Source organism: Arthrobacter sp. SPG23, assembly GCF_000876655.1.
Lineage (GTDB): Bacteria > Actinomycetota > Actinomycetes > Actinomycetales > Micrococcaceae > Arthrobacter.
This window is the reverse complement of the sequence record NZ_JYCN01000012.1, coordinates 24,660-44,905: the sequence shown is the minus strand read 5'-3', so window position 1 is coordinate 44,905 and position 20,246 is coordinate 24,660. Positions and strand designations below refer to the sequence as shown.

Below are 20,246 nucleotides of genomic sequence, written 5' to 3'. Positions count from 1 at the left end.
CTGGCAGGCTCTTCCAGCGCCAAAAGGTAGCATGGGCACGTGACCCAGACCTCCGTACCTCCTGTCGAGGCCGACCCAGCCAAACCGGTGCAGCCGGCGTCCGGGACATTGGGACGCAACCTCGAGGGCCACCGGTGGATCCGCCGGCCGCAGGAAGCATTCACGGAAAGCGCCCTGCAGGAGCGGCTGATCGGCGACATCCGCAGCTGGCGTGACTATCCGCCGTCGCTGCGGCTGTGGTTCTGGCTCATTCCGGCCATCACGGCGGCGATCGGCGGTATCCTCCGGTTCGTCCGCCTCGACAGTCCGCGCAGCCTGGTGTTCGACGAAACCTACTACGTGAAGGACGGATACTCGTTCCTCATCAGCGGGTACGAACGCAGCTGGCCGGACAAGGCCAACGAATCGTTTGTGGCGGGGAACCCCGGCGTCATCCTGTCCTCCCCCGAGTATGTGGTGCACCCGCCGGTGGGCAAATGGATGATCGCGGCCGGCATGTGGCTGTTCGGCCCGGACAACCCGCTCGGGTGGCGCTTCGGGGCAGCGCTCACGGGGACGCTGTCCATCCTCCTGATCACCCTGATCGCGCAGAAGCTCTTCCACTCGCTGACGCTGGGGGCGGTGGCCGGACTCCTGCTGGCAGTGGACGGGCACCACCTGGTGATGTCCAGGACCTCCCTGCTGGACATCTTCCTGATGTTCTGGCTCCTCGCCGCGTTCGGTGCACTGCTGCTGGACCGTGACGACGGACGGCGGCGGCTGGCCGCGAGGCTGGCACGGCAGGCTGGCGCCGGCACGACCGGCAGGCCGTCCGTGATCCAGTTGGTCTCCGGGCCGTGGCTCGGGATCCGCTGGTGGCGCGTCGCCGCGGGGGTCTGCCTGGGACTCGCGGTGGGCACCAAGTGGTCGGGGCTGTTCTTCATGGCCGGCTTTGGGCTCCTGACCGTCTTCTGGGACCTGAGTGCGCGCCGGATCGCGGGCATCCGGGGATGGATCAGCGGCGGCATCATCAAGGACGGGATCCCCGCTTTCCTGAGCATCGTGCCGGTGGCTGCCCTGGTGTACCTCGCCACGTGGACGGGCTGGTTCCAGTCGAAGGATGCGTATTTCCGCCACTGGGCGGATACCAACCCGTCAGCACAGTGGGGCTGGGTGCCCGGGCCGCTGCGGTCCCTGGCCCACTACCACCTGGAAGCGTACAAGTTCCATCAGGGCCTCAGCTCAGACCATCCCTATGAGGCGAGTGCCTGGAGCTGGCTGGTCATGGGGCGCCCCACGTCGTTCTTCTACGAGTCCCCCAAGCAGGGAAGCCCCGGCTGCGATGTTGCCAGCTGCACGTCCGCCATCCTCTCGGTGGGCAACCCGCTGATCTGGTGGAGCGCCACGGTGTCGCTGGTGATCCTGCTGTTCTGGTGGGCCGGCCGCCGCGACTGGCGGGCCGGTGCCATCCTGGCCGGGGTCGGCGCGGGCTACCTCCCCTGGTTCATGTATCCGGAACGCACCATGTTCACTTTCTACGCCGTGTCCTTTGAACCGTTCCTGGTACTCGCCCTGACGTATTGCCTGGGTCTGGTGCTCGGGCGGCGGGAGGACCCGCTGTGGCGCCGGCGTTCCGGGCTCTACCTGGTGGCCCTGTTCGTGGCCGGAGCGGTGCTGCTCTCCGCGTTCTTCTACCCCATCTGGACCGCCGAAATCATCCCCTACCAGGATTGGCGGTTCCGAATGTGGATGCCGTCCTGGATCTAGGGCAGGATGGCAAGGGGGGGCCGCGGGCAAAGGACCGGGGTACCGGGAAACCAAAATCGCGGATCCGGAACGGAGACTGGCTGTGAGAGAAGCAAGCACTGAACTGCTCGTGGAGCTGGACCAGGACAGCAACGTGACCGACCTTCTGCTCGGGCAGCACGCCAAGGACCCGTCCCACGCAATTTATGCCCGCAAAGGCCCCAACGGCTGGGTTGACATTCCCGTCCAGCAGTTCCTGGACAAAGTCGTGGCACTGGCCAAGGGCCTGATTGCCGGCGGCCTGGCGCCCGGCGATACCGTGGCAGTGATGTCCGGAACCCGGTACGAATGGACCCTGGTGGACTTCGCCATCTGGTTCGCCGGCGGCGTCACCGTGCCGGTGTATGAAACGTCCTCCGCCAGCCAGGTGGAATGGATCCTGCATGACTCCGGGGCCCGCAGGGTGTTCGTTGAGGACCCGGCGAAGGCAGAGTTGGTGGCTGGTGTCCTGGCCCAGTCGGAACTGCTCGGCGACGCTGTGGTGACGGTTGTGCGGATGGACGACGACGGCGGCGCACCCAACCTGGCCAGCCTCGCCGCCGCCGGTGCCGGCGTCACTGACTCGGAGCTGGAGCGGCACCGCAGCACGGCCGGCCTGGCCGACGTCGCCTCGCTGGTCTACACCTCCGGAACCACGGGCAAGCCCAAGGGCTGCGAGATAACGCACGGCAACTTCGCCCTGGTGGCCACCAATATTGTGGGGTTCCTTCCCGAGATCCTGCGGCAGGAAGGTGCCCGGACGCTGATGTTCCTCCCCCTGGCGCATGTCCTTGCCCGCGCCGTCCAGGTGGTGTGCCTCAGCGCCGGGGTCACCCTGGGCCACACTGCCAGCGCAGCGCAACTGCTCGAGGACCTGGCCACGTTCAAACCCACGTTTCTGCTGGTGGTGCCCAGGATTTTTGAGAAGGTCTATGCGGGTGCCGCCCACAAGGCCGCCCTTGCCGGAAAGGAACGGCTATTCGCTGCCGCTTCCGCAGTGGCCATCAACTACTCCAGGGCGCTCGACGCTGAGGCCCGCGGAAAAGGCAACGGACCCGGGCTCATGCTCCGCGCCAAGCACTCCGTGTTCGACCGGCTGCTCTATCCCAAACTCCGCCAGGCCTTCGGCGGGCAGGTCAAGTACACGGTATCCGGCGCCAGCCCGCTGAGCTCCAACGACGCCCACTTCTTCCGCGGCGCAGGAATTCCCGTACTGGAAGGCTACGGCCTCACTGAAACCACGGCCCCCTGCACCGCCAACACCCCGTCACGGACCAAGGTGGGGACAGTGGGGATTCCCGTGCCGGGGACCACCGTCCGGGTGGCCGACGACGGCGAGATCCTGGTCAAGGGCATCGGCGTCTTCAAGGGCTACCATGCCAACGAGGCCGCCAACGCAGAAGCGTTCGTGGACGGGTTCTTCCGCACCGGAGACCTCGGTTCGCTCGATGAAGACGGCTTCCTCACCATCACCGGCCGCAAGAAGGATCTCCTTGTCACCGCCGGGGGCAAGAACGTGGCACCCGGGCCGCTCGAGGAAAAGATCCGGGAGCACCAGCTCGTGGCACAGGCGGTGGTGGTGGGAGACGGACGGCCGTTCGTCTCCGCGCTCGTCAACCTCGATCCGGAAGGCCTGGAGAACTGGTGCTCGGCCCAGCGGATCCCGCTCCTGGGCCTCGCCGAAGCCACAGCCGATACCCGCGTCCGGGAGGCAGTCCAGGGCGCAGTCGACCAGGCCAACCTGCTGGTCTCGAAGGCGGAGTCGATCCGCAGCTTCGTCCTGCTGGATGCTGACTTCACGGTGGAGTCCGGTCACCTGACGCCGTCACTGAAACTGAAGCGGGCCGCCGTCGTCCGCGACTTTGAGGCACACATCAACGGGCTGTACAGCTAAACAAACAGTGAAGGCGACCGGCACGCGTGCCGGTCGCCTTTACTGTGGTCCTGAGTCCTCCCTACCGGGCTGCGGAATTTCCGCGTCCGCGGCCTGCCTGGGCGTCAGGGTGCGCTGCGGCGCCGTCGGCACCGTCCTTGGACGTTGCGTCGGTGGCAGCTGCGTCCTTTGCGTCCGCATCCTTGGCCACGGCGTCCTTGGCAATTCCGCGGCGCTTCCGGGTGGGCCAGGTGAGGACCAGGGTGGCCACAGAGGCGATCAGCACCAGGGCACCGATGACAATCCCGGCGTCAACCCAGAACTGGCCCGGGAACAGCCGGATGAGGGTGTCATCCAGGGCGAACGTCCAGGTCCCGTTGGCAAAGAAGATGCGGTGGAACTCAGTGAAGAACTGCTGCCAGCCCAGCACCGCCAACGTGCCGAGCCCGACGATGATCACGATGGTGACGATGGAGCCGGCAAAAAGGCCGCGGCGGACGCCCCCGGTGCTGCGGCGGCGCAGGTAGATGATGGCGATGATGCTCAGCAGGAGCAGCAGCGCACCGCCGGCGAAAGCGGACAGGATGACCAGTTTGACGTCCGCCATGTGGCTGACCTCGCCCTCCTGGAACAGTGCGTCGCCGCTGCGGTTCACGAGTTCGCCGAGATACCGCGGACCGGACCAGTTGCTGAGGTAGTCCACCGCGTAGGAACCGTAGGTCATGCGGTCGTCGGTGCTGAAGCCGTAGCCGTCGCCCGGGAAGCCTGGTCGGTTGTATTCAACCCAGAGGAACAACGGGCTGGTGACGGCCCGGACGGCGAGGACCAGGAGGATCAGCGGGTAGAAGACAGCAAGCAGGACCTGCATCACGCGGGGCAGTACGGGCTTGGTGTTGTTCGCCAGCTCGCGTTCGGCGTTCCGGCGCTCCACTTCATCCTGCGGCGGCCGCACCTGAAGGGCGGACGTGGGCAGCGGCTCCCGGAAATGCGTTCCCCTCCCCTGTGGTTCGGCAGCAGGCTCGACGGCGGCTTCCGCGGCCTTGCGGTCGGCGCGGCTGCCTGCCTGGGGCGCAGCAGCAGCCGGCGACGTTCCGGTCCGGGGAACACCTGGCTGGGAAGCACCCGGCCGGGGAGCACCGGGCCGGGGAGCATCTGCCTGGGAACCGCCCGTGGCGCGCGCAGGGGTGCCGGCGGACGCTGCCGGCTGCTCCTTGCCCGCACCGGGGGAGGTGTTTCCGGCCGGGGTTGCTCCCGTTGCCCCGGCCCCTGTGCCTGCGCCCGCGGGCTTCATCCAGTCGAACGCGGGTTCGTCGGTATCATCGGCCGGATCCAGGTGCGGATCCTGCCGGTTCGGCGGGGTGGGCGTCTTCTCAGTCACTGCAGTTTCACTTCCGTAGGCGTCCGCGTCGCCGGGAACCGCCAGGCAACGCTACTTATCTCCAGATGAGCCTACCGTCAGGCACTCCGTGGCGGCAGGTGCCACCCCGTTCTGTAACGTATTCAGGCAGCCAATGCCGCGTATCCGGCGTCGCCGCTTTCCAGGTCTCCGGTGGCACCCGATCGGTACGCGCGCCTGCCCCACACCAGGACGTAGATCCAGTAGGCAGCCAGGACGGCCGCCCCAATGCCGATCTTGGCCCATACCGGGAGGCTGCTGGGTGTGACAAAGCCTTCCACGAGGCCGGCGACGAACAGCACCAGGACAAGTCCCAGGGCAACGGTGATCAGGGAGCGTCCCTCCGCCGCTACCGCCTGTCCCCTGGTCCGGGGTCCCGGCGACACCAGCGCCCAGAAGATCTTCAGGCCCCCCGCGCAGGCGATGAACACTGCGGTGAGTTCCATCAGTCCGTGCGGGAGGATGTAGCTGAAGAAGATGTCCGATTTGCCGACGGCGGCGAATACTCCCGCAGCGACCCCGAGTCCCTGGGCGTTGCCGAAGAGGATCATGGGAACCCAGAAGCCGGTGATGCCCAGCGCCACCGCCTGGGCCGAGATCCAGGCGTTGTTGGTCCAGACGGCACCGGCAAATGACGCGGCGGGGTTCTCCGAGTAGTAGTCGATGAAATCCTGCTCGACGTACTGTTTGATGGCGGCATCCGAGCCGAGGGCACGGAGCGCATCAGGGGACGACGCGATCCACAGTGCGTAGGCGCCCGCGACCAGGCAGAACGCCACACCGCACCACACGGTGAGCCAGCGAAGCCGGTACAACGCCGCCGGTAGCGCTATGACGAAGAACCGGGCGAGGTCGTCCATGACGTTGGACCGGGCCCCTGTGAAGCGGGTGCGGGCCTGGGCCAGTGTGGCCGACAGGGAGGCGGACAGACCGCTTTCGGGTGCCACGGAGCGAAGCAGGGAAAGGTGGGCGGACGTGGCCTGGTAGAGGCGCAGCAGTTCGTCGGCTTCGCTTCCGTTGAGCCGGCGCTTATACGCCAGCACGTAGAGCCGCGCCCATTTGTCCCCGTTGACCGCGGAGAACGCATCGATGTCCACGGCACTACCCTAGCGCGCCCGGATTAGACTGTGAGCGTTCGGTAGGCGGCGTGTAGGGGACGGGGACCCGGCTTGAGCTCAATCATCACAGGTGAAGCAGTTGTACTGGAGCTCCGCCCGGCGTCGTTCGCCGCGCGGGCACTGGGCCTGATTCTGGACGTCGCTGCGAACGTCCTCCTGCTCACGGTGATGATGACGGTGATTTCGTCGGCCTTCAGCGACCTGGACGGGGCGGCCGCGCGCGCCCTGGTTCTGGTCAGTGTGGTTTTCTGCTTCGTGATCCTCCCGGTGGCGGTGGAAACCCTCACCCGCGGCCTCTCGCTGGGAAAGCTGGCGGCAGGACTCCGGATAGTGCGGGACGACGGCGGCGCCATCCGCTTCCGTCACGCTGTGATCCGCGGGCTGGTCGGTTTCCTGGAGATCTACCTGACGTTCGGCGGCCTGGCCATCGCCGTCGCACTGTTTAGCGGCAAATCCAAGCGGCTCGGCGATGTAGTGGCAGGAACATACTCCCTCCGGCGCCGTGTGCCGGCGGACCCGCCGTTCGTGCCGTTCGTGCAGCCGCACCTTCGGGCCTGGGCGGCCCTGGCTGACATCGGCCGGATACCGGACGCCGTCGCCCGCCGTGCGGGGCAGTTCATCCGCCAGGCAGGCCGGATGTCGCCGGCGTCGCGCGCTTCCATGGCGGCGTCACTGGCCACCGAAGTTTCAGCGTGCGTCGCGCCGCAGCCTCCGGCCGGCACGGGCCCGGAAGAATACCTGGCGGCAGTCCTGGTGGAACGCCGCGAGCGGGAACTGGCAAGGCTGAGCCGGGCGCGGACGCGAAGCACGGGCGTAGGGGAACGGCTGCACCACCTGCCCTACAGCCGGGACACCCCGTAGCGGGCAGGTCCTACCGCTTGGCGTACTGCGCCCAGGGAATGTTCCAGTCGCCGTAGCCTTCCAGCGGTTCCACGGGCGGAGCGCCCGTGTTGAGGGTCTGGACAACGTCGCCGGTCTTCATGTTGTTGAAGAACCAGGCCGCGTCAGCCGGCAGCAGTCCGACGCAGCCGTGTGAGACGTTTGCTTTGCCGACGTAGCTCCAGGCGGATTCGAGGGCCTGGTGGACGTAGACGCCTGAGGAGGTGAGCCGGTTGGCGTATTCCACGGTCAGCGGCGGGTAGTAGCCTTTGTCGCCGGGCTTCAATCCGATGCTCCCGGCGTTGAACTTGGAGTGGCGTTCCTGCTCCATGATCACTGCGTAGCCGGTGGGCGAGAGCCACTCGGCATCACCGAGGGTTACGGGGGCGGTCTTGACCAGTTGGCCGTCAAAGAAGACGTTCATGGTTTTGGTGACATCATCCACGACGGCCACCCGCTGCGGGCCAACCTTGAAGCTGACCTTGGTGTCCACGTTGCCCACCATCTCGTTCCCGAAGTCCACGCCGAACAGCTTCAGGTCAACAGTGACCTGGCTACCGGATGCCCAAAACGCCTCGGGCCGGATGCGCACGCGCTGGTCCGAATACCAGCGCCAGGCGACGGCCTGGCCCGAGGACGAGGTGATGGTGACGGCCTTCTCCATGGCCGCCTTGTTCAGCACCGGCTCCGAGAAGACGATTTCAATCGGCTGGCCGGACCCGACGGTGGAACCGTTCTGCGGGTACACGGCGGCGTCGGCCTCGTTTGCCGTGGCCACGGTGTTGAAGGTCTGCGTTTTCTTGGTTTCGCGCCCCGCCTGGTCCACGATCGTAAAGGCGTACTCGTAGGACGCGTCGAACTCCAGGGGGTCAAGGGCGGTCCAGGTGGAACCGTCGGCACTGTAGGTGCCCTTGACGGGTTCTCCGCCGTCGGCCGTTGCCAGGACAACGTCCTTCACCGTTCCGTTGACGGCTTTGACAGACGGCGCGACCGCGGGATTTATGCCCGCGGCGCCGTCTGTGGGGGTCACGCCGAGCTCAACCGCCTTGACCACAGGGGCAGCGAGTCCCGGTTCGTTGCGGACCGGGCTGGAAGACTCCGACTGGAAAGCGGGCTCCGCCCAGCTGGGGGCCGTGGCGACGCCGATGCCGCCGGCAGCAACCGCAGCGCAGATGGCCACGACGCCCAAAATTTTCATGGTTTTCCGCTTGTGGACTTCAGTCATGACCTTCTCCATGTCCCCCGACAGGCCCGTGATCAGCCCCAATACCGTCTTAGTCTCATTCAGTGAGGTGCCGCAGCTCCCACCACTGACCAGACGATTTTACCGTACGGCCGGCGAGTCAATTGGCGTACTGGGCCCAGGGGATGTTCCAGTCACCGAATCCGTCGTCGAAGTTGGCGTTCTCACCCTCTGTGTTGACCACCTGGACGACGTCCCCGGTGGTCATGTTGTCGAAGACCCATTTGGCGCTCTCCGCGGCGAGGCCGATGCAACCGTGTGAAAGGTTGGTCACGCCGATGTACGGCATCGCGGAGTCCGTGGCCTGGTGGATAAACTCGCCGCTCGGCGTTAGGCGCGTGGCGTAGTTGACGTCCAGCTCGCCGTAGTAGGCCGGGTCGCCCGGCTTGAGCCCAATGCTGGCAGCAGACATGTGTTCCACGCGGTACTTTTCCATGAACACGAGGTAGCCGCGGGCCGACGGGAACCGGGTGTCACCCATGGTTGCGGGCCACGAACCGGCCGGCTGGTCATTGACGCTGACTGAAAACGTGTGTGCCGTGGCATCAGCCACAGCCACCTTCTTGTCGCCGATATGGACCGTGACTTTCTTGTTGAAATTCCCAATCTGCCCGTTGCCGAAATCCACGCCGAAAAGTTGCATGTCCATGGTCACGGTGCTGTTGGCCGCCCAGAAGTTCTCCGGCCGGTACCGGACCATGGTGTCGCTGAACCAGTGGAACTCCCCCGCCTGGCCGGACGTCGACGAGATCTTGATGGCCTTCTCCACGGCATCCCTGTTCACCACGGGCTCACTGAACGTCACCTGCAGCGGCTGGGCGACGCCCACCTTCATGCCGTCCAGCGGATAGACGGCGGCATCCGCCTCATTGGCGGTTGACACCGTGGTGAAGGTGCGGGTGTCGTTGGTCTTGCGGCCGGCCGTGTCCGTCACGACGAAGGTGTACGTGTAGGTGCTGTTGAACTGCAGCGGACCTGCGGCCGACCAGCCGGTTCCGTCCGCGCTGAGGTTCCCCTCAACGGCGGTGCCCCCGGCGTCCGTCAAGGCCACGCGTTCCACCGTTCCGTTGCTGACCTTGAGCGAGACGGGTGCTGCCGGGTTCACCTGCTTCGCGCCGTCGGCCGGGGACGCCGCAAGTTGCACCGGGGCAACCACCGGCGCAGCGAGGCCCGGGGTGGTGCGTTCCGCGGCGCCGGCCTCGGATTCAAAGGCGGCGCGGCCGGCCCCCGGCGCGACCGCGGCGAAGACACCGCCGCCCGCCGCAAGCACGCACAGTGTTCCGAGCAGGAAGGCCTTCCTGCGGGTGGTCCAGCGTTCCCGGGCCGTCACAGCTCGGGGACCGTTGCAGTCATCATGGGCACAGCTTAGGCCACACTCCTTGGAGTTGCCGGGGAATCCGGCATCGTAACGGTCACGAAGAAGGGCCCCGGATCTTGAACCGGGGCCCTTCAGATGGTGCTTTCCTGCCGGTTTGGCAGCCCCAGTCCTTAGTAGCGGTAGTGATCCGGCTTGTACGGCCCCGCAGCGTCCAGGCCCAGGTACTCGGCCTGCTCCTTGGACAGTTCCGTCAGCTCCACGCCCAGGGCATCCAGGTGCAGCCGGGCGACCTTCTCGTCAAGGATCTTCGGGAGCACGTAGACCTGGTTTTCGTATTCCCGCTCGCCCTCCGGCTGGTCCCGCTTGGTGAAGAGTTCAATCTGCGCGATGGTCTGGTTCGCGAACGAGTTGCTCATCACGAAGGACGGGTGGCCGGTGGCGTTGCCCAGGTTCAGCAGGCGGCCTTCGGAAAGGACGATGATGGACCGGCTGTCCTTCCCCGTAGCGGGGTCTGCGTCGAAGACCCACTCGTGCACCTGCGGCTTGATTTCGACCTTCTTGACGCCGGGAATCCGCGCAAGGCCTGCCATGTCGATTTCGTTGTCGAAGTGGCCGATGTTGCCCACGATCGCCTTGTCACGCATGCCGGCCATGTGCTCGGCCATGATGACATCCTTGTTCCCGGTGGTGGTGATGAAGATGTGTCCCTCGCTGAGGACACTCTCCAGCTTGGCCACCTGGTAGCCGTCCATTGCGGCCTGCAGTGCACAGATCGGATCGATCTCCGTGACAATCACGCGGGAGCCCTGGCCGCGGAAGGCCTCCGCCGCGCCCTTGCCGACGTCGCCGTAGCCGCAGACGACGGCGATCTTGCCGCCCATGAGGACGTCGGTGGCACGGTTGATGCCGTCGGGCAGCGAGTGCCGGATGCCGTACTTGTTGTCGAATTTGCTCTTGGTCACCGAGTCGTTGACGTTGATGGCCGGGAAGAGCAGCTTGCCCTGCTCCGCCAGCTGGTAGAGGCGGTGCACGCCCGTGGTGGTCTCCTCCGTGACACCCAGCAGCCGGGAACCGATGCGGGTCCACTTCTGCTTGTCCGCAGCCAGCGAGGCGCGAAGGACGTCGAGGAAAACCCGCCCTTCATCGGACTCGTCCTCCGCTGCGGCGGGAACGGAGCCGAGGGCTTCGAACTCAACGCCTTTGTGCACCAGCATGGTGGCGTCGCCGCCGTCGTCGAGGATCATGTTCGGGCCAAGATCCGGGTTGCTGTCCGCACCGGGCCACGTGAGGATCTGCTCGGCAGTCCACCAGTATTCCTCCAGGGTCTCGCCTTTCCAGGCGAAGACGGGGACGCCCTGCGGGTCATTCACCGTGCCGTTGCCCACCACGACCGCGGCAGCGGCTTCGTCCTGGGTGGAGAAGATGTTGCAGGAAGCCCAGCGGACCTCGGCGCCCAAAGCTGTGAGGGTTTCGATCAGCACGGCGGTCTGGACGGTCATGTGCAGCGAACCGGCAATCCGGGCGCCCTTAAGGGGCTGGCTGGCGCCGAACTCCTCGCGCAGGGACATCAGTCCGGGCATTTCGTGTTCCGCAAGGCGGATCTGGTGGCGGCCGGCCTCAGCCAGGGAGATGTCAGCAACCTTGTAATCGAAAGTCATGTGAGTCCTTGTGTTGTATCCGGAAAATTCTGGAACGGCGGAAGAGCATGTCCGTTCGGCGAACTATGGGAAGTTCGGCGCCAAGTGGACGGGCGATGGGCCGGCCGGGCAGTTATTCGGCGCTGGCGGGGCGCGGCGCTGCGGAACCTGCCGCTGCGGCGCCGGGACCGCCGTCGTGCTGGTCCGAAGACGCAGCGTTCGCCGCGGAGACCAGTTCCGGCGGCAAAAGCAGCGGGATGCCGTCCTCGATGGCGTAGCGCAGCTTCTCCCCTGACTGCCCCGCGGCGGTGGAGACGAGTTCCTCGCCTTCCTGCACCAGCGTTGAGCCGGTAACGGGGCAGCGCAGGACAGACAACAGGTCAGGACTGATCTTTGGCATGGTGGATGCTCCCTGATGGCGCCGCAGCAGGCGCCGGTGGCCGATGGATTTGCAGCTTCCAGCGTACAAGCTTCGCGGCGGCGCCGCGGCTCAGGAGGGTTCGCGGAGGACGCGCAGGTGTCCCCTTCGGGCGCCTTCCGAAGCCGGCGGGGCCTCAAGCGAGGCGTGGGCCGGACGCTGGCCAGGTGCGGGATCTGCGGCGGACGGCCGCAAGGCCGCCTCCCGGACGGCGTTGGCGAGGGCTAAAAGGTCATCAGGTCCCGGCTGCGGCGGCGTGGCCGGCATGGCCAGTCGCAGCACTTCCCAGCCCCGCGGCACCGTGAGCGACCCGGCATGCTGTTCGCACAAATCGTAACAATGGGGCTCCGCGTACGTAGCCAGCGGGCCCAGGACAGCCGTCGAGTCCGCGTAGACGTACGTCAAAGTCGCCACCGCCGAGTTGCGGCAGGCTGATCTTGAACATTGACGAATAGCACCCACGACATCACAGACTACTCCCCGTTTGCTGCGGTGCCGTGCATTCCGGCCCGCAGTGTCCTATGTTGTCGGCTGACACCCGGGCGGCCAGTGTGGCGTTCGCCAGTTATGTCGCGTATTTCAAGCGGCGGGTCTAGAGTCGATATATGCAGCAATCGCACCACGTTCCGGGGTTTACGGTCCGGTTGGCTGACCCGGGAACCGGCCAGCCGGCGGACGACGCCGCGCCCGCGGTAGCGGTCCGCGGCAAGAGCTTCAGGCAGCGCCGCAGGAACCGCCACGGCCGCGGCCTGCGCGGCGAATTGATGCTGCCCACGCTACCCGGATACCGCACCCGTTCCGACCGCTTCGACGAGATGGTCATGGACTCCGCCCAGCGTCTGCATGACATCTGGGGAAAGCCCTTGGACGGCGTCAGGTTTGCTGTTGACGAAATCCCGCAGGGCCTGGAACAGCTAGTTGCAGACCGGTCCCCCGCGCCCATGGGGCTGTACGAGCCCGCCACTGCCGACGAAGGCCCGGTGATCACGCTCTACCGCCGGGTCATCGAAAACGCCTGCTCCAGCCGGGACGAACTCCAGGACCTGGTGCACGACGTCGTGGTGGAGCGCACCGCCGAAATGCTCGGGGTAGCACCGGAAACACTGGACCCCGTGTACCGGCGGCGCTACTAGCCCCGGGCTAGTAGCCCAGTTTCACCGCTACCTGTTCCTGGCCGGCGGCGCCTGCGGCTACCGCAACCGTGGCGATGTCCGTGCGACCGTCCTGTTCCAGCAGCACGGTGCCGTACGCGGCATCGCCGGAAGCTGACACAACGTACCCGAGCACCTCGGTACCGCCCACTTCACCCGGCACCTTGATAACCGCCGTCGTGCCGCCTGCGATGTCCGCCGTGGCGGCGGCGCGGACCTTGCCGTCGGCGGTGATGGGCGTGTAGGTGATTTTGGCCCGGTCCTCGGGAGCGCCAAAGACCAGGTACCGCTCTCCGCCGCGCGGTACCGTGACCACGTGCTGGCTGCCCAGCCTGGCGGACGACGGCGACCACGCGAAGTCCGTGGCACTGTCAGATTTGAGGCCGCGGGTAACCCGGGCAGCGGCGGCGAACGATACGTCGGAAGTGGCGGCAACGGTGTACTGGCCGGTCGGCACCCCGGCCAGCGACACCTCAGTCACGGACCCGCCCTTGGCTGTCACAACGCCGCCGCCTGGCAGCGCCTTTTGGCCGTCGCGTCCATACAGCTTGATTTCCACCACGGCGTCCGCCGGGCCCGGAACAGTGATGTGCAAGGCAGCCGCGGCATCGGCAAATCCCTGTTTGGCGGTGAGTGCCCTGGCGGATGCGGGGTCTTGGATGTCCAGTCCGGACATGACCTGCCGGGTCGCAGGTGCCGCGCCGGGCACGATGAAGTCCACGCCGCCGGGGGTGAGCCCCCGGAGGACGCTCTGCTGGATGACCGCAGTGACCGGGCCGCCGGCACTGCGTGCGTGGATGCTGAGCTTCTCCTGGTCCGGAGCCAGTCCGGCCAGCACGATTGAACGGGTAGTCCCCGGCGCCACCAGCAGCCCCCTGCTGCCGGGCGCCTGAATCTGTCCCGCCGCCCCATACAGCTCCAGACTGACTGTTGCCGGGGTGCTGGAGGCATTACTGAGATTAAGGACTGCCGTCCGTCCCAGCGACGTATTAGCCCCTACCAGCCACAGGTCGTTGGCCGGCTGCTGGCAGCCTGCCGCAGCTAAGCCCCGCAGGTCGCCGTCAGTGGCGGTGTAGCTCATGACAGCGCCAGCGGTGGCTTGCTGGTTGCCTACGGCATCTGCACTCAGGACGCTGACGGAATCCACCGTGCGCTGGGAAACGACACCTGCCAGCAGCGCAGGAGGGGTTGGCGCAGCGGTGGGAACACCGGGGTCCTTGGCAATTTCGGCCAGGGGATTGCCGTTGAGCTCCGCGAGCCTGCTGCCGGGCACCACACCGGCGTTGGTGCTCAGCACGGCTGCGCTGACCAAGCTCTTGGCAGTGGCCGATTCCGGGCTGAACTGCGGGTCGGTGCCGACGGGTGTACCCTCCAGCAGGCGGGCCGGACCCGGGCAGATCCCCACATTGCTTCCCGCCGGGACTGCCGCCAGCGGCGCGTCAAGCGGGCGGCTCCCCGCGCTTTGGGGTCCCAGGGACGCTGCCGCGACCAGGCTTCCGGCTGCGGCCACGATGACCACAGCTGACACCACTCCGGCGACCGTTCCGCGGGCGGACAGTCCGCGGGCGCCGGGTGCCTTAACGCTGCCGGCCACGGGCGCTTCGTCCGTGTTCCCGCGTGCTGCGTCGGAGCCGTCCGCTGCCTCGTGGACACCCGTCGCGGCGTCGTTCCCGTCCTTATGCATGCTGATGTTCCTTACGCAGGGAGCCTTCATCCCGGGAGAGGCCCGTGTTGGGCCGGCGGGCGGGCATGGGGATGGCCAGCAGGACAGTCAGTCCGATGACCGTCGCCTGCATGATGGCGGACCACACTGCCCACGGGTTTTCGTAACGGATGGTGAGCTGCCCGGCCTGGGCGGGCAGAGTGAAGGCCTGGGACCAGCCGGAGGTGGTGGACGTCAGCCGCTTGCCATCCATCCACGCGGACCAGCCCGGATCGGAACGCTCCGCCAGGACCACGAGCCTGCCTTCCGGTCCTTCCGGAACGGCGGCATCGACTGTTTCCAGGTCCGAGGGCAGGAGTCCGATCGCAGCGCCGGCGCCGTCCACGATGCGCACGCGGTGGGCAACGGCGGCGGCGTCGATGACGGGCTGGTTGAGCGGACTGATCCGCCAGAGCCAGCCGACGTTGGTCTGACCTACTGCCACCAGTCCGGGCACTGCATCCATCCGGCTCGCGGTCAGCTGCGCGGCAGTGTCCGACGCCCGCAGCACAACGAATCCCGCGCCCAGGCGTTCCAGCTCCGGCCTCGGGTCGACGCCCTGGCCGGCAACCACCGTGGCTACGACACTGCGCAGCGCCGCCGTGACGGCGTCGTCATCCCTGACCGTTTCCTTACCGGGGTCACCCATGATGTTGCGGGCGGCTGCGATGGTGGACAGTCCGTCAAGGGTGGTCCCGGCGCCACGCACGATCGAGGCGTCGAAGCTGCCGTCCTCCGCCGTGTCGATGACCAGCGTCCGGGTCTGCTCGGGGCCCTGGCCCCGGTCGATGGCCGTGGCCGGCAGCGTGCGGGCGGCCGTGGGAGCGATCTGCCGCGGGGTTCCCAGGGGGGTTGTACCAGCGGGGGTCGCTTCGGCCGCTGTTGCCCCTGATACGGACTGCAACAGGTTCTGGGCTGCCCACGCGGTCAGTCCTGCCGCGGGTCCGGCCAGGAGCAGCACCATGGCTAGGACGGACACGGACTTGAGGCCGATCCGTCGGGCGGCCGGGGCTGAGGCCGTCTTCTCAGCGAAGCAGAGCAGGCCGTCGGCTCCGATCAGGGCGGCGCCCAGCAGGAGGAAGCCGGACGCGGACACGGCCGGTCCTGTGAAGGGAGTGACAAGGGTGTCCGCGCTGGCGCCGGTGGCGATGTGGTTGGCGAGCCAGCCGCCTGCGAGGACGATCAGGGCGGCTACCCACAAGGCGCGGGCCACGCGGGTGCGCTTGCCCGGGACAAACAGTGCCGCAGTGGCGAGTGCAACCACAGGCAACCCGACCAGCAGGGCCAGGAGCAGCGCCCACGGGACGCCGGAACCGCCGAAGACGGCAAGGCCGGCCAGGCCGCCGTCGACGTCGAAATACAGGGGTTGACCCAGAAGCTGCTGCCACAAGGGCGCGCCCTGGAAACCGAGCGGGACGCCGGGGTCGGCGAGCAGTGCCCGTGGGCGGTCAAGCACCGAAATACCGAACGGAATGAAAATGGCGGCACTTGGCAGCAGCGCCCACCATACTGTCCGCCCGCGCCTGCCAAGCAGGATCCCGGCCAGGACAACCACGACGACGAAGGGAAGCAGTAATGAGGGTGCAGCTGCTGTTACAACAGCCAGAGCCAGACCGGCGGCCGCCGCCGCAGTCCATGAAGGGGTGCCGTTAACGCCCGGCTTGGCGGGAGGCTGTTCCTGGAAGCGCCGGTCCCCCGGCTCGGGAACAGCGAAACGTCCCTGGCCGCGTGCGGTGCCGGTGGCACGCAGCAGTGCCAGAACCAGCAGCGGCATCATGATGTGTGCAACCAGGGCACCAAGGCGCCCCTGGTTCAGCGCAACCTGCAGGGCGGGAGCCCCGCCCCAGGCAACTGCTGCCACCAAGCGGAAGCGCCGCCGCGTGGTCAGGCCGCCCGCCGCGAACCACGCGGCAAGGCCGGAGAGCGGCATGGCCAGGAGCAGCAGCCAGGCGAGGGCGCTGTTCGCGTCCCCTCCGCCCACAAGGCCAAGGACCCACAGAAGAAGTGCGAAGGGGTCGCCGTGGCCGGGCAGTCCGGCGCCGAGGCCGATCCACCAGCTGGTGGCGTGGTGCCAGATGTCCGATACCTTCGACGAGACCGGAATCAGGGCACCGCCGGAGACAGCTTCGGCACGGAAGAACCCGGAGAGACCAATCAGCGATGCCGCCGCTGTCAGGATCACCGCGAGCAGGGCACCGTTGCCCACCCATCCGCGCTCCGAAGTGGTCAGCGCGGCAAAATCATCCGTGGAGTCACCGCTGGGCTGTTCCGCCAGCGGATCGCTCCTGGCTGCGTCCCCTCCCGGGTCATCGGAGCCCAGGGCTTCAATGAGGGAACGCCGGTGGGCCCAGACCTCGCGGCGCGGGGTCTGGAGCCCCTTGATGACCGAGCGGCGGATCCGCCGCGTCCTTGCTGCGTCGCGGCGTCCGCGGATCACAGCCCCGGGCCGGCCCAGCGGCACGAAGGTTGCCATGAGTTGGGAGAATCCGTGGCCGGGGTCCTTGACGGCAATGCTCAGGACGAGTTTGAAGAGGCTGCCCAGCAGCGCCCCTGCGGCGTGCAGGGGTACCTTCCACCACACTGTGTGTTTGAGGCGCAGGTAGACCTGGGCCTTCCGGGCGGCACTGGCGCTCCCCAATGCTTGGGGCCGATGCGAAACGTGGAACATCCGTGCGGTGGGCACCACCACAACGCGGTGTCCAGCCAGGCGGTTGCGCCAGCAGAAGTCCACATCGTCACCGGTGCCGGGAAGGGCGGCGTCGAACCCGCCCAGTTCTTCCCAGACGTCGCGCCGGACCAGCATCCCGGCCGAGTTGACCGCGAAGGTGTCGCTGCGGCCGTCGTACTGCCCCTGGTCGAGTTCGTCCGCCTCAATGAGGGTCAGCCGTTCAGCCCAGCGGCTGGTGGAAAGCCCGACGTCGATCAGTCGGCGCTTGGCGTCCCAGTCCAGCTGCTTGCACCCTGCCACCGTCACCGAGGGCGCACGCTCCACGGCATGGAGCAGTTCGGCCAGGGCTTCCGGCGCGGGAGCGGCGTCGTCGTGCAGCAACCAGATCCACTCGGTGTCGTTCCGGCTGTCCGGGTTTCGGGGAGCCAAGGCGGCCAGGCCGGCCTTGACCGCGTCCCCCATCCCGGTCCGCCCCTGGTGGAAGCTGGTGACGTTGTCCTCGCCGAATGCCTGGTCAAGCAAAGCCAGGGAATTGTCCCGTGAGCCTGTGTCAACGCCAATAAAAGCATCTACCGGACGGGTCTGCTCCGACAATGCCGCCAAGGTCCTGGGAAGATAGTCACCGCCGTTGTGGGCGACCACAACGGCGGTGACGTGTACTACTTGAAGAATTAGACTGCTCGCTTCCTCAGCCGACGGCGCTCGCGCTCGGAGAGGCCTCCCCAAATGCCAAAGCGTTCGTCGTTCGACAGTGCGTATTCCAGGCACTGTGAGCGCACGTTGCACGCGCCGCAAACTTTCTTGGCGTCGCGGGTGGATCCTCCCTTTTCGGGAAAGAACGCTTCCGGGTCAGTCTGGGCGCACAGTGCGTCCGTCTGCCATCCGAGTTCGCCTTCGTCGTCGAAGTTCTGCTCGAAAGGAAGCCCGATCCAGACCGGCTGCGCAGTGGTTTCCGAATGGAGGGTCTGCAGTTCCATCGGCGGATCGTGAAGATCGCCGTCCTGGTCAGGGTTTCCCGCCAGAAGGGCTTCATGAGCTGCAAGGAAGGCCGTGGCCTGGTCCTGCAGTAAATCACTGGTGCTCTGGTTGTACCGCTCGGCGGCATCCGGATCTGCCGGATCAACGTACCAATCGCTTGGCACGCCGCGAGAACGGTACTTTGCCGACGCCTGACCGGCGACGACTGCATCTTCATGGATACGCTCAACTTGCCCCATTTGTGGCGTCCCTCCTGATGTTGCTGCCCCTGACTGAATAACTGAACACTCGGTTGTGTGCCCCGTATTTGCGCAATGGCGATCGATACCTAATTACACGTGTGTAAGTCGCTGGGAGTCAAGCGGCAGCCGGGATAATAATCAACTTCGACCGCAATCCGCTGCCACGCCACGCCCGGGATTTTTGGACGACTCGCCGTCATCCCGGGAATTTTGACAGCATACTGACTACTTTTCTGGGAATTTCCCGGGAATCCCGGGGAAACCGGCCCTGCTCTGCGCTTTAGGCAATCAAAATGAGCAAAAGGAACGTGGCACAGATCACAGGGCTTTGCGGGGCGTTGGCCTCCGACCGTGGCCCGCCCGCCACCTCCCGGCGCGGCGGGCACCGTGGCAAGATGTTGCCATGAGCATCCCGGCGATCGATCTGATGACTGCACTGCGGTCCGGCCACTCCACCTCACCGCGACTCACCTGGTACGGACCGGACGCAGAGCGGGTGGAACTGTCCGGCCGTGTCCTGGACAACTGGGTCGCCAAGACCAGCAACCTGCTGCAGGACGAACTCGATGCCGAACCCGGGACGCGGTTGCGGCTGGACCTTCCGGCGCACTGGAAGTCCATGATCCTGGCTCTCGCCGCCTGGCAGCTGGGAATGGAGGTCGTCCTCGGCTCCGCCGATGCCGAACTCCTCGCCACCGCGTCACCGGAGGCCGGTCTTGAGGGTGAGGCGTTCGACGCCGTCATAGCTGTGCCGCTTCCGGCGCTGGCCATGCGGTGGCCCGGTGAGCTGCCGCCCGGCGTCGTCGATTTCGGCGCCGAAGTCCGTTCGCACGGCGACGTCTTTATGGCACATGAGGATCCCGAGGGGTCGCGCCCTGCCGTCGTATCCTCAGCCGGCACCTTGCACGCGCACTCAGACCTGCTCGAAGGGTTCGCCGCCGCCCACGAAACCGGCGTCCGCTTGCTGGTGCGGGCCGGCGACGGGCTTGAAGCGGCCCTCGTCCAGTGTCTGGGAGCATGGCACAACAACGGGTCGGTCGTACTGGTCCACCCTGACGTCGCAGTGACGGACAAGCTCCTCAGCGACGAACGGGTGCAGGGAGGGTAGGCGGAGCCTAGCTGCTGCGGGGCGGTCCCGGACGCTCCGGATCCTGCACGTCGGCCTGCGCCTCGTTGGCGGGAACGCGAACCGGGTGCTGGTTCTGGTGGTGGTGCAGTTCGATGATCTCGTGGTCGTGCGAGAAAGCGGGCTCTTCGTCGAGTTCCTTGTTGAATACGAGGAACCGGTAGGCGAAGAAGCGCACCACGGTGGCCACGAGGATGCCGGCCACGCCAGCCAGGAACAGCATGTTCTTGTCCGTGATGCCCATCGAATACTTGGCCAGTGCCGTGAAGCCGGTGGAGATGCCGATGCCAATGCCGTTGATCAGGATGAACATCAGGAATTCCCGGATCACGTTGTCCTGGCGGCGGTGCCGGAAGGTCCAGAACCGGTTGGCGATCCACGAGAAGATCGTGGCAACCGTCGCGCCCACGAACCGTGCCTTGGCCTCGCTGTCGGTCATGGGGCCGTGCATCAGGTAGTAGGTCAGGCCGTTGTCGATCACGAAGGCGACACCGCCGACGGCGCCGAACTTGGCCACCTCGCGCCAGAAAAGCGAGGCGAGTCCGCGCAAACGTTCTGCAAGTGTGTAAAACATGACCCTCCATGGCCGACTGAAATTTCAGGCCACAGGGCCGAGAACCCATTTTAGCCCGCAAAGCTGGGAGCCGCCCCGCCTGGCCTGGAGCGCGGTCTCCTGCGACGCTGCCATGACGCAAAATTCCCGGCCGAAACGGTGGTGAAGCCCGGAACACCC

General features: G+C 66.6%; 16 protein-coding genes. 5 read left to right on the top strand and 11 right to left on the bottom strand.

The window, feature by feature from the left end; translation table 11 throughout:
• Positions 1–39 precede the first annotated feature (39 nt).
• Both TV39_RS05635 and TV39_RS05630 read left to right on the top strand, forming a co-directional pair.
• On the top strand, positions 40–1,746 hold the full coding sequence (locus TV39_RS05635) for a dolichyl-phosphate-mannose--protein mannosyltransferase (RefSeq protein ID WP_043479481.1): 1,707 nt from the start codon (positions 40–42) through the stop codon (positions 1,744–1,746).
• A gap of 82 nt (positions 1,747–1,828) precedes the next feature.
• Positions 1,829–3,658: an AMP-dependent synthetase/ligase gene (locus tag TV39_RS05630; protein WP_043479479.1), complete on the top strand. Its 1,830-nt coding sequence runs from the start codon at positions 1,829–1,831 to the stop codon at positions 3,656–3,658.
• A gap of 61 nt (positions 3,659–3,719) precedes the next feature.
• Here TV39_RS05630 and TV39_RS05625 read toward each other — a convergent pair whose 3' ends face one another.
• Positions 3,720–5,015, bottom strand: coding sequence for a TIGR01906 family membrane protein (locus TV39_RS05625; RefSeq protein ID WP_043479477.1), 1,296 nt, complete (start codon positions 5,013–5,015; stop codon positions 3,720–3,722).
• A gap of 122 nt (positions 5,016–5,137) precedes the next feature.
• Positions 5,138–6,130, bottom strand: coding sequence for a stage II sporulation protein M (locus TV39_RS05620; RefSeq protein ID WP_200890961.1), 993 nt, complete (start codon positions 6,128–6,130; stop codon positions 5,138–5,140).
• Positions 6,131–6,202: 72 nt separating this feature from the next.
• Here TV39_RS05620 and TV39_RS05615 point away from each other — a divergent pair, with 72 nt between their 5' ends.
• Positions 6,203–7,012: an RDD family protein gene (locus TV39_RS05615; protein WP_043479475.1), complete on the top strand. Its 810-nt coding sequence runs from the start codon at positions 6,203–6,205 to the stop codon at positions 7,010–7,012.
• Between the two features lie 10 nt (positions 7,013–7,022).
• Here TV39_RS05615 and TV39_RS05610 read toward each other — a convergent pair whose 3' ends face one another.
• The 5 genes from TV39_RS05610 to TV39_RS21595 all read right to left on the bottom strand — a co-directional run bounded on the left by TV39_RS05610 (position 7,023) and on the right by TV39_RS21595 (position 12,108).
• Entirely contained in the window at positions 7,023–8,255 is a 1,233-nt protein-coding gene (locus TV39_RS05610) for a L,D-transpeptidase (RefSeq protein WP_235347287.1), read from the bottom strand.
• A gap of 118 nt (positions 8,256–8,373) precedes the next feature.
• A complete protein-coding gene (locus TV39_RS05605; protein WP_043479473.1) occupies positions 8,374–9,603 on the bottom strand; it encodes a L,D-transpeptidase in 1,230 nt (409 codons plus the stop codon).
• Between the two features lie 158 nt (positions 9,604–9,761).
• Entirely contained in the window at positions 9,762–11,249 is a 1,488-nt protein-coding gene (gene ahcY, locus TV39_RS05600) for an adenosylhomocysteinase (protein WP_043479471.1), read from the bottom strand.
• Positions 11,250–11,361: 112 nt separating this feature from the next.
• Positions 11,362–11,628 (bottom strand): Trm112 family protein, encoded by a 267-nt coding sequence (locus tag TV39_RS05595; RefSeq protein ID WP_043479469.1) that lies wholly within the window; start codon positions 11,626–11,628, stop codon positions 11,362–11,364.
• Between the two features lie 90 nt (positions 11,629–11,718).
• Positions 11,719–12,108 carry a DUF3499 domain-containing protein gene (locus TV39_RS21595; RefSeq protein ID WP_082049529.1) on the bottom strand — a complete coding sequence of 130 codons (390 nt, stop codon included), beginning with the start codon at positions 12,106–12,108 and terminating at the stop codon, positions 11,719–11,721.
• A gap of 143 nt (positions 12,109–12,251) precedes the next feature.
• Between TV39_RS21595 and TV39_RS05590 the strand changes: the two genes are divergently transcribed.
• Positions 12,252–12,779: a metallopeptidase family protein gene (locus tag TV39_RS05590; protein ID WP_043479467.1), complete on the top strand. Its 528-nt coding sequence runs from the start codon at positions 12,252–12,254 to the stop codon at positions 12,777–12,779.
• A gap of 7 nt (positions 12,780–12,786) precedes the next feature.
• Here the strand turns inward: TV39_RS05590 and TV39_RS05585 are convergent, their stop codons facing one another.
• From TV39_RS05585 to TV39_RS21590, 3 genes are read right to left on the bottom strand one after another with little or no spacing between them, the layout of a single operon-like run.
• On the bottom strand, positions 12,787–14,481 hold the full coding sequence (locus TV39_RS05585) for a DUF5719 family protein (RefSeq protein WP_052500502.1): 1,695 nt from the start codon (positions 14,479–14,481) through the stop codon (positions 12,787–12,789).
• Entirely contained in the window at positions 14,474–17,809 is a 3,336-nt protein-coding gene (locus TV39_RS05580) for a glycosyltransferase family 2 protein (RefSeq protein WP_200890960.1), read from the bottom strand. Before TV39_RS05580 ends, TV39_RS05585 begins: the two co-directional genes overlap by 8 nt.
• Positions 17,810–17,838: 29 nt before the next feature.
• Entirely contained in the window at positions 17,839–18,384 is a 546-nt protein-coding gene (locus TV39_RS21590; RefSeq protein WP_082049531.1) for a WhiB family transcriptional regulator, read from the bottom strand.
• A 406-nt stretch (positions 18,385–18,790) separates the two neighbouring features.
• On the opposite strand from TV39_RS21590, the gene TV39_RS05570 reads away from it, so the two are divergent.
• Complete coding sequence (locus TV39_RS05570) at positions 18,791–19,495, top strand: TIGR03089 family protein (RefSeq protein ID WP_043479464.1); 705 nt, start codon at positions 18,791–18,793, stop codon at positions 19,493–19,495.
• A 7-nt stretch (positions 19,496–19,502) separates the two neighbouring features.
• Here the strand turns inward: TV39_RS05570 and TV39_RS05565 are convergent, their stop codons facing one another.
• Complete coding sequence (locus tag TV39_RS05565) at positions 19,503–20,087, bottom strand: GtrA family protein (RefSeq protein ID WP_043479462.1); 585 nt, start codon at positions 20,085–20,087, stop codon at positions 19,503–19,505.
• Between the last annotated feature and the right edge of the window lie 159 nt (positions 20,088–20,246).

Excerpts from the sequence above, each read along its gene's own strand:
- TV39_RS05610 (WP_235347287.1), bottom strand. The coding sequence starts at position 8,255 with ATGACTGAAGTCCACAAGCGGAAAACCATGAAAATTTTGGGCGTCGTG.
- ahcY (WP_043479471.1), bottom strand. The coding sequence starts at position 11,249 with ATGACTTTCGATTACAAGGTTGCTGACATCTCCCTGGCTGAGGCCGGC.
- TV39_RS05595 (WP_043479469.1), bottom strand. The coding sequence starts at position 11,628 with ATGCCAAAGATCAGTCCTGACCTGTTGTCTGTCCTGCGCTGCCCCGTT.
- TV39_RS05590 (WP_043479467.1), top strand. The coding sequence starts at position 12,252 with ATGCAGCAATCGCACCACGTTCCGGGGTTTACGGTCCGGTTGGCTGAC.
- TV39_RS05585 (WP_052500502.1), bottom strand. The coding sequence starts at position 14,481 with ATGCATAAGGACGGGAACGACGCCGCGACGGGTGTCCACGAGGCAGCG.
- TV39_RS21590 (WP_082049531.1), bottom strand. The coding sequence starts at position 18,384 with ATGGGGCAAGTTGAGCGTATCCATGAAGATGCAGTCGTCGCCGGTCAG.
- TV39_RS05570 (WP_043479464.1), top strand. The coding sequence starts at position 18,791 with ATGAGCATCCCGGCGATCGATCTGATGACTGCACTGCGGTCCGGCCAC.
- TV39_RS05565 (WP_043479462.1), bottom strand. The coding sequence starts at position 20,087 with ATGTTTTACACACTTGCAGAACGTTTGCGCGGACTCGCCTCGCTTTTC.